Annotated in this window: 10 protein-coding genes; 3 read left to right on the forward strand and 7 right to left on the reverse strand. The window is 30.0% G+C overall.

What is annotated here, in order from left to right; genetic code table 11:
• Window positions 1-178 precede the first annotated feature (178 nt).
• The 3 genes from IEW75_RS00095 to IEW75_RS00105 form a co-directional block, all read right to left on the reverse strand.
• The gene (locus IEW75_RS00095; protein ID WP_134248014.1) at window positions 179-379 is read right to left on the reverse strand and encodes a dodecin family protein; all 201 of its coding nucleotides are present in this window, start codon (window positions 377-379) and stop codon (window positions 179-181) included.
• A gap of 160 nt (window positions 380-539) precedes the next feature.
• Window positions 540-1,727, reverse strand: a complete 1,188-nt coding sequence (locus IEW75_RS00100; RefSeq protein ID WP_188703930.1) for a pyridoxal phosphate-dependent aminotransferase — start codon at window positions 1,725-1,727, stop codon at window positions 540-542.
• Window positions 1,728-1,739: 12 nt separating this feature from the next.
• Window positions 1,740-2,840, reverse strand: coding sequence for a fatty acid desaturase family protein (locus tag IEW75_RS00105; protein WP_134248015.1), 1,101 nt, complete (start codon window positions 2,838-2,840; stop codon window positions 1,740-1,742).
• Window positions 2,841-2,988: 148 nt separating this feature from the next.
• Here IEW75_RS00105 and rsmG point away from each other — a divergent pair, with 148 nt between their 5' ends.
• Complete coding sequence (gene rsmG / locus IEW75_RS00110; RefSeq protein WP_134248016.1) at window positions 2,989-3,615, forward strand: 16S rRNA (guanine(527)-N(7))-methyltransferase RsmG; 627 nt, start codon at window positions 2,989-2,991, stop codon at window positions 3,613-3,615.
• A gap of 69 nt (window positions 3,616-3,684) precedes the next feature.
• Entirely contained in the window at window positions 3,685-3,864 is a 180-nt protein-coding gene (locus tag IEW75_RS00115) for a hypothetical protein (protein ID WP_134248017.1), read from the forward strand.
• 64 nt (window positions 3,865-3,928) lie between these two features.
• Here the strand turns inward: IEW75_RS00115 and pruA are convergent, their stop codons facing one another.
• Window positions 3,929-5,647, reverse strand: coding sequence for an L-glutamate gamma-semialdehyde dehydrogenase (pruA, locus tag IEW75_RS00120; protein ID WP_134248018.1), 1,719 nt, complete (start codon window positions 5,645-5,647; stop codon window positions 3,929-3,931).
• Window positions 5,648-5,680: 33 nt separating this feature from the next.
• Between pruA and IEW75_RS00125 the strand changes: the two genes are divergently transcribed.
• Window positions 5,681-6,457: an NRDE family protein gene (locus IEW75_RS00125; protein WP_229714355.1), complete on the forward strand. Its 777-nt coding sequence runs from the start codon at window positions 5,681-5,683 to the stop codon at window positions 6,455-6,457.
• On the opposite strand, the gene IEW75_RS00130 is transcribed toward IEW75_RS00125, so the two are convergent.
• The 3 genes from IEW75_RS00130 to IEW75_RS15865 all read right to left on the reverse strand — a co-directional run bounded on the left by IEW75_RS00130 (window position 6,454) and on the right by IEW75_RS15865 (window position 8,409).
• The gene (locus IEW75_RS00130; RefSeq protein WP_134248019.1) at window positions 6,454-7,620 is read right to left on the reverse strand and encodes a DUF3667 domain-containing protein; all 1,167 of its coding nucleotides are present in this window, start codon (window positions 7,618-7,620) and stop codon (window positions 6,454-6,456) included. The genes IEW75_RS00125 and IEW75_RS00130 overlap by 4 nt on opposite strands.
• A 3-nt stretch (window positions 7,621-7,623) precedes the next feature.
• Entirely contained in the window at window positions 7,624-8,010 is a 387-nt protein-coding gene (gene apaG / locus IEW75_RS00135; protein ID WP_134248020.1) for a Co2+/Mg2+ efflux facilitator ApaG/CorD, read from the reverse strand.
• A 276-nt stretch (window positions 8,011-8,286) separates the two neighbouring features.
• Window positions 8,287-8,409, reverse strand: coding sequence for a hypothetical protein (locus IEW75_RS15865; protein ID WP_262890330.1), 123 nt, complete (start codon window positions 8,407-8,409; stop codon window positions 8,287-8,289).
• Window positions 8,410-8,641: the final 232 nt, after the last annotated feature.

Raw genomic sequence — 8,641 nt, forward strand, 5'->3', positions numbered from 1 at the left:
GATTTTTTTATAACTTAAAACTGTTATAACTATTAGAATATAACATAAAAATTTAATTCATAGCGAGCCATTAATAAAAGAAGAGGTTGTTTAAAAGTGAAACCTATTGTTACTCAAAACGAATTAAACAACTTATTTCAAACTTTTAAACAGCCTCTTTTTGTAATAAAAAAATGGTTTATTTTACTTCAAAAGTAATTTTTACATTCACTCTAAATTCAGAAACTTCATTATCATTTACAACAACACTTTGCGATTGAACAAAAGCAGATTTTATATGCTTTACACTTTTAGAAGCGTGTGCAATTGCTTTTTTAGTAGCTTCTTCCCAACTTACTTCAGAACTTGCCATTACTTCAATAACTTTCATTACAGCCATATTATTCTCTTTTTAAATTAATAATACTTAAATGTACAAAATTTACTTATAATTAACAATCCTTATAAACTATGCTATTTAAATAAAAAATTGTAGTCAAAAAAAAAAAGGCTGTTTAAAACGATTTAAACAGCCTCTTGTTAAATAAAATTAGATTGTTTTAAGCCAAGGCTTTTTCAATTCTTGTAATTGCTTCACGCAATTGTGCTTCGGATGCTGCATAAGACATTCTAATACAATCTGGCGCTCCAAAAGCTTCACCGGTAACCGTTGCTATATTTGCTTCTTCTAATAAGAATAACGAAAAATCTGTTGCATTTTCAATTTTATGTCCTTTAATCTCTTTTCCAAAGAAAAAAGAAACGTCTGGAAAAACATAGAATGCTCCGCCTGGTTTATTTAATTTAAATCCTTCTATATTACCTAATAAATCCAATACCATATCTCTACGTTTATGGAATTCATCTACCATATATTTAATTTTTGAAACAGGTGCTTCTAAAGCGGTAATTGTAGCTCTTTGAGCAATACTGTTTGCTCCTGAAGTAATTTGACCTTGAATTTTATTACAAGCTCTAGCAATCCACTCTGGCGCACCAATATAACCAATTCTCCATCCTGTCATAGCAAATGCTTTTGCCACACCATTTACAGTAATTGTTCTGTCGTACATGCTTTCAATTGCTGCAAAACTAAAGGTTGGTTCTCCGTAACTTATGTGTTCATAAATTTCATCTGAAAGCACATAAATGTTTGGATACTTTTCAATTACCTTTGCCAATGCTCTATATTCAGCTTCACTATAAATAGAACCACTTGGGTTATTTGGCGAATTAAAGAAAATCATTTTTGTTTTAGGCGTAATAGCTGACTCTAATTGCTCAGGAGTAATTTTAAAATCTGTATCAATAGAAGAAGGAATTTCTTTATATGTTGCCTCGCCTAATATTGCAATTGCAGAATAACTTACCCAATATGGTGCTGGTAATAATACTTCATCTCCCGGGTTTAGCAATACCATTGCTACATTCGCAATTGATTGTTTTGCTCCTGTTGAAACAACTATCTGGCTTGGTTTATAGTCTAAATTATTATCACGCTTAAATTTTGTAATAATTGCATCTTTTAAATCTGCGTATCCATCGACAGGACTGTAAGAACTGTAATTATCGTGAACAGCTTGTATTGCCGCTTCTTTAATAAAGTCTGGTGTATTAAAGTCTGGTTCTCCTAAACTTAAACTAATAATGTCTTTTCCTACTGCTTTTAATTCTCTTGCTTTAGCAGCCATTGCTAATGTTGCTGATACTGGTAAACTGTTAATTCTGTTTGATAATTGATCTTTCATAACCTAAATAATTTAAGCGTACTTAGGCTTTACACCTAATGTTTTTAATTGATTAAAATGTTCTATTATTGCTTTTCTAAATGTCTTATACTCATTATAAGGTAAGTTAAACTCATTTGCAGTATCTTTTACAATTTTAGCAATTTTACCATAATGAATATGAGAAATATGTGGAAAAATATGATGTTCGACTTGATGATTTAAACCACCTGTATACCAAGAAACAAACTTATTTTTTGGCGCAAAATTCGAAGTTGTATATAACTGATGAATTGCCCAAGTATGCTCTAAATTACCTTCTTTATCTGGCAACGGCATTTCAGTTTTTGGAACTACATGTGCCAACTGAAAAACAACGCTTAAAATCATTCCAGCAGTATAATGCATTACAAAAAAACCAATTAATACTTTCCACCAAGCGATGTCTAAAACAACTAATGGAAGTACAATCCATAATAAATAATAAATAATTTTTGTAATTATTAAAACAGTCCATTCTTTTGCTGGATTTGGAAAATCGCCATAAGAAAGCTTACGTTTTAAATAATTATGCATTTGTTTAAAATCGGTAGTAATTGCCCAATTAATAGTTAATAAACCATATAAAAATATGGAATAATATTTTTGAAATTTATGAATTCCCAACCATCTAGAATGTTTAGAAAAACGAATAATTCTACCGGCATCAATATCTTCATCGTGCCCTTGAATATTTGTAAAAGTATGATGCAAAACATTGTGTTGCACTTTCCAATTATAAACATTCCCAGCCAAAATATAAATACTGCTTCCCATTAATTTATTTACCCACTTTTTACTAGAAAAAGATTCGTGGTTACTATCATGCATCACATTCATACCAACACCTGCCATTCCAATACCAATAACAACTGTTAATAAAAGTAATGCCCACTGCGGCATAGGTACTGTTAAAATTAAAACTAATGGAACTAAAAATACAGCAAACATAATAATTGCTTTTGTATATAATTTCCAATTACCAGTACGTCTAATCTTATTTTCTTTAAAATAAGTATTCACTCTTTTATTTAGAGTTCTAAAAAATTTAGCTTTATCATTGCGTGAAAAGCTTATTGTTTGATTACTATTCATACTACTTTTTATATATATAAACGTATGTGCCAAAATTACACCATTTTAAGTTTTTAAAAGAACTTTTGGGAAAAATATAACAATTTTTGAAAAGGTGTTAATTTAATTTTTGAAATAGTAATTTTACAACCAATTATTTTACACACTTATGAAAACAATTTTAAATCATTTTTCTGATCTCTCTGAAACTCAAAAACATCAATTTTCTAAACTAGAGGAATTGTATAAATTTTGGAATGCCCAAATAAATGTAATCTCCAGAAAAGATATTGATAAATTATATACAAAACACGTATTGCACTCTTTAGGTATTGCAAAAGTACAACCTTTTAAACCTGGCTCTAAAGTTTTAGATGTTGGTACAGGAGGTGGTTTTCCTGGAATTCCGTTGGCAATTTTATTTCCAGAAACCAATTTTTATTTAGTTGATTCTATTGGAAAAAAAATAAAGGTTGTAAAAGAAGTTGCAGAAGCTTTGGGTTTAAAAAATGTAAAAGCCGAACAAATTAGAGCTGAAAATGTAAAAGGTGAATTTGATTTTATTGTAAGCAGAGCTGTAACTAAAATGGACGATTTTGTAGCATGGACTCGCAAAAAGATTGTAAAAAAACAACATCACGAAATTAAAAATGGCATTTTATATTTAAAAGGAGGCGATTTAACTGACGAATTGGCAAATTTCCCAAATGCAACACTTTATGATTTAACAGATTATTTTGAAGATACTTTCTTTGAAACTAAAAAAGTGGTTCATATTCCTTTGAAGAAAAGATAAATATGACATTTATTAGTTTTTAAATTAGAAATAAAAGATATTTTTGTCTTAAATTAAAATTATTAGATTATGAATCAAGTTAAAGCATGTTTAGTTTGTAAAAAAGCATCAACAGAAATACCTGTAACAAAATTTTATTATCAAGAAAGTGAGTTTTATATCTGTCCGCAACATATGCCAACCATTATTCACAATCCACAAGAATTAATTGGATTGATAGATGGCGCAGATAGTTTTGAAGCGGTTTAAAATAAATCGCTACTACAAATAAAAAATGCGCCAATTGGCGCATTTTTTATTCAATATATTTATACTATTTCTTGAATTTATCAGATAAATCTTTACCAAAGTCTTTCAATCTTTCAATAGCACCTTCAACTTCTTTTTCAACAGTTTCTATAGTACTTTCACCTAAAAACGGATATCTATAATCTGTTGGCGACACAAAAGTTTCTTTAATTGTACGGTTACTAACCCAACGCAATAAATTCCAAACAGAACCTGCTTTATCGTTAGTTCCAGATCCACGTGCACCACCAAAAGGTTGTTGACCTACAACGGCTCCTGTTGGTTTGTCGTTAATATAAAAGTTACCAGCTGCGTTTTCTAATTTGTTAGTTGCAATGTCAATTACATATCTATCTCCACTAAAAATAGCACCTGTTAATGCAAATTCACTCGTTTTATCAACAACATCTAAAATTTCTTCCCATTGGTTATCTTCATAAATATAAATGGTAATAATTGGGCCGAATAATTCAGTACACATTGTTTTATACTGAGGGTTTGTTGTAACAATTACAGTTGGCTCAATAAAATAACCAACAGCATCATCGTAACCACCACCAACAATAATCTCTGCATCAACATCTGCTTTGGCTTGGTCTATAAAACCTGATAATTTTTTGAAAGCTCTGTCATCAATTACAGCATTTATAAAGTTTGTAGGATCTTCTGGAGTACCCATTTTAAAAGATTTTACATCTGTAATTACGGCTTCTTTAATCGCAGGCCATAAACTTTTAGGTAAATAAGCTCTTGAAGCAGCCGAACATTTTTGTCCTTGATATTCAAAAGCTCCTCTCGAAATTGCTGTAGCAACTTCTTGAGCGTTTGAACTTGGATGCGCCCAAATAAAATCTTTCCCTCCCGTTTCACCAACAATTCTTGGGTATGTTTTATAGGTATTCATATTTTTTCCTATAGTTTCCCAGAAACTATTAAATACTGGTGTAGAACCTGTAAAATGTACTCCTGAAAAGTCTGGACTGTTTAATAAAACATCTGTAATAGTTCCAGAGTTTCCTGTAACCATGTTTATAACGCCATCTGGCAAACCTGCAGCTTTAAATAATTCCATTATTACTTGTGCAGAATACACTTGAGAACGTGCTGGTTTCCAAATAATTACATTCCCCATTAATGCTGGGGCTGCTGGTAAATTACCAGCAATTGCAGTAAAATTAAATGGCGTAATTGCATATACAAAACCTTCTAACGGACGGTATTCCATGCGGTTCCAAATCCCTGGTGAAGAAACTGGTTGATTGCTGTAAATCTCGGTCATAAATTCTACGTTAAAACGTAAAAAATCTACCAACTCACAAGCCGAATCAATTTCAGCTTGGTACACATTTTTAGATTGCGCAATCATTGTTGCTGCATTCATTTTATAACGGAAAGGTCCTGCTAATAAATCTGCTGCTTTTAAGAAAATTGCAGCTCTGTGTTCCCAACTTGTAGCTGCCCACTTTACTCTTGCTTCCGCAGCTTTTTCAACTGCCAACTCAATATGTTCTTTATCAGCAGTATGGTATTGTCCAACACAATGCTTATGATCATGTGGTGGATGAATATCAACTGTGTTTCCAGTTCTAAATTCTTTTCCTCCAATGTAAAATGGAATATCCACTTTTTCATTATACATTTTTCTGTAAGTATCCAATAAAAGTCTACGCTCTGGAGAACCTGGAGCATAAGATTTTACTGGTTCATTTACCGCCTTTGGTACATTATAAAATCCTGAAGCCATATTAATATTATTTTATAAATTTTTAGTTTAAATTTGCCTACAAAGTTACAAAATAGTATTGACTTATTTATTTTTGAAACTAATACTGATTATTCAATTTTTGATAGTATGTGTACCGTTACTTTTCTACCTCTAAAAAAAAGTGGTTTTATTTTAACATCCAATCGTGATGAAACCCCACTTAGAGAAACAATTCCTCCAAAAAAATACCAAGAAAACGGTATTGAAATGGTGTTTCCGAAGGATATATTGGCAGGTGGAACTTGGATTGGAACAAGCTCTAAAAACAGGTTGGTTTGTGTTTTAAATGGCGCCTTTACAAAACACAAAAGAGCAACTAGTTATAAAAAAAGCAGGGGAATTATAGCAAAAGAAATTTTAAAATGCGACAATTTAGAAGCCTATATTCAAGCACTTAATTTAACCAATATTGAACCTTTTACAATGGTTCTTGTTGATTGGAACAACAATAATTTAAACTTGTTTGAACTTGTTTGGGATGCACATGAAAAGCATTTTACCAAGCTTAAAAACGAACCTAAAATTTGGTCTTCTTCTACATTATATTCTGATGAATTTAAAAAGATTAGACAAAACTGGTTTACAAAATGGCTTTCTGATACTGAATTTACTTCAGAGAGTATTTTAAAATTTCATCATTCTGAAATTGGAACTAAAGCGCAGTCTATTTTAATGAAACGTCCACATGTTCAAACTGTTAGTATTACTTCAATAAAAAAACAAAATCGAGAGATTGAGATGTTTTATGAAGATGTTGTAGATGCTAAAATTAGCTCACTTTTAATTTAACTTGCAGTAAAAGAAATTACTGCCACAATTATAAACCCTACAAATGCTAAAAATAGATAATAGCTGTTTAAAAGTATATATTTTACAAATGTTTTAAACCTTCTTTGTTGGTAAAAATTACGCATTGCTTTGTATAAATAAATTAAAAACAAGAGTAAAAATACACCCGCAACATTTTCTATTTCCACTACTAAACCTATTAACAAAAAGATACTTAACAATAAAAAGAAAACCGTTTGAGTATTAAATACAAATACCAAATGTTCCATATACGTGAATTTTTTACGCCAATAAATTATCATTAAAAACAATGTAAAAACGGGTAGAAAAATAAATAGAGCAATTGATACGTGCGATATTAATTTATTTACATAATCCTTTCCACTATCTTCTTTTATCTTTTTATAATTTTTGTTTCCATTTATAACTTGCTGGTAATAGAATTTATTCCAAAAAGTTTTTTCATATCCTAAATTATCCAAAGCAATTTCATTTGATAATTTAGGTTGCTCGGAATAATAATGATGAAAATCATTTAATTTATTCCAAGTACTAATTGGTTTTTTAGGGTTCTTTTTAATTTGGTATTGATACGGCTTTTTTTCTTTATCCGATTCTAACGTTTCTGCGAACTTAACAACATCTCCAATATTAGCAATTACTTTTGCCGAAGTAGAATCGTTAGTATATGTATCTATAATTCCTTTTTGAGTTTCTTTATTTATAGAGTCTATTTTAATATGATTTTCCTGTTTAATGGAATCCCCAAGTTTTGATACATCTACCATATCATCTATCGGAATTTTAACATCATCTACTTTATTTGAAATTCCTAAAATTATAAAAAAGATAATAGATACGTTTAAATACAATTGAAACGGATTTACAAATCGTGCGCGTTTTCCTTCAATATACTGTCTAGAAACTTTACCCGGTTTTGTTAATAAGGGAATAAATGTGGTCCAAAAACGAGAATCATACGAAAAGAATCCTGAAAATATATTGTTAACAAAAACCCCAAAACTTAGTTTTTTTGTGGAATTTTTTTGACCGCAATATGAACAAAAATTTTCATTGCCCGTTTGTGGCTGTCCGCAATTTAAACAATCTAAACCCTTAACTTGATTTACTTTAGGCTTAAATTTTACTAAATTAAATTTCATTGTTTAGTTGTGAATACTTGAAACCATTAATTGAAAAGTTGGTATGTAAACTTTAAACATTTTTGAAGTTGTAAAATTTACCATATTGTAATACCCTTTCATAGATCCAATGGGAGAAGTTAAGAAACAATTAGATGTATATGTATGCACTTCTGAAGGTTTTAAAATTGGCTTTTTACCAATAACACCCGATCCTTCAACAATCTCGGTATTATTCAGTGAGTCGAAAATTTTCCAATGACGAGCCAATAATTGCACCGTTTCATTACTTTGATTTTCTATGGTAACTTGGTAACTAAAAGCATAGTACAACCTGTAATTTCGATAACTCGTGCCTTCGAAATTAGATTTAACTGAAACTTTTATACCATTTGTTACTTGTTGCACCATAACAACTTACTAATTGAAATTACTTCAAAGATACTAAATTTCTATATAAAATGTAAGAAGTTTATGTTGAGCTGGGAAAATTGTTATTATTAAACATTTAATCTTGATGAAACTTTTTTAATAAGTTTTTCAACTTGGATCTTTGTTCTGCTAAACAATGTACTTAAATGCCAACAAACATCTTTTACGGCCTTGATTTAAAAGGATACATGCAATTAACTTATTCGATTCTTGGTAAAAATATAAAATACCTTTTGTATTTTCTGGTTCACTTTTTTATAATTCTAATCCTCTTGCTTTAGTGTATTCTGCCAAAGCTTCGCACGTTTCATAATCTTCTCTTTCGATTGCAATTTCATTTACCTTTTTTAAAATCTTAATTGAAGGAGGCGCTTTCATATTTTTTAAAAAAGTTACTCTTTCATTTTTATCTTTAAGATTTCTAATATTTTTTGAAACTACTTCTGCATACCTATTTATCGCTTCTGCTAAATTATTAACTGCATTATTATAATTTTCGTGTAGATCTCGGTGGTCGCCGTATCATTAAAAAAATTATTTTTTATTACTACTAACTGTTTAGAGTTATAATTTGTACAACTGAAAAGTCGGAGTTTTTTTGGCTGTAGCA

Origin of the sequence: Lutibacter litoralis, assembly GCF_014646675.1 — a bacterium.
Classification (GTDB): Bacteria; Bacteroidota; Bacteroidia; order Flavobacteriales; family Flavobacteriaceae; genus Lutibacter; species Lutibacter litoralis.